Origin of the sequence: Anaerotignum lactatifermentans (genome assembly GCF_016902535.1) — a bacterium.
Taxonomy (GTDB): domain Bacteria; phylum Bacillota; class Clostridia; order Lachnospirales; family Anaerotignaceae; genus Anaerotignum; species Anaerotignum lactatifermentans_A.
In genome coordinates this window covers 1-422 of the sequence record NZ_JACSNY010000051.1, presented here as the reverse complement: position 1 = coordinate 422, position 422 = coordinate 1, and the positions used below count along the sequence as shown (strand labels likewise).

Here is a 422-nt window from a genome sequence, read left to right as displayed (position 1 = left end):
CGATGCGCTTAGGGGACACACCCGTTCCCATTCCGAACACGACGGTTAAGACCTAAGCGGTCGATGGTACTTGGTGGGGAGCTGCCTGGGAGAGTAGATGGTCGCCGGAGTCTATGGGCTCATAGCTCAGCCGGTTAGAGCGCACGCCTGATAAGCGTGAGGTCGGTGGTTCGAGTCCACTTGAGCCCATTTGTGTGGTTTAATTTCATAAGAAGCGTGGGGAATTAGCTCAGCTGGGAGAGCACCTGCCTTGCAAGCAGGGGGTCACGAGTTCGAATCTCGTATTCTCCATTTACCGGCGAAAAAACGCCGGATGCACCTTGAAAACTGAATACAAGACAAACAAGAGTCAATAAAATCGAGAAAATTTATTCTAAATAAAATGTAGTAAAGCAATCAACATTTTATTTCGCTATAAATGA

2 tRNA genes and 1 rRNA gene are annotated in these 422 nt (G+C 47.9%); all 3 read left to right on the top strand.

Annotated elements, in window-relative coordinates:
- Positions 1–110: ribosomal RNA gene (rrf, locus tag H9X84_RS12800) — 5S ribosomal RNA — on the top strand; the annotation flags it as partial.
- A 5-nt stretch (positions 111–115) separates the two neighbouring features.
- Positions 116–189, top strand: a tRNA-Ile gene (locus tag H9X84_RS12795).
- Positions 190–218: 29 nt separating this feature from the next.
- Positions 219–291 (top strand) — tRNA-Ala (locus H9X84_RS12790).
- Positions 292–422 lie beyond the last annotated feature (131 nt).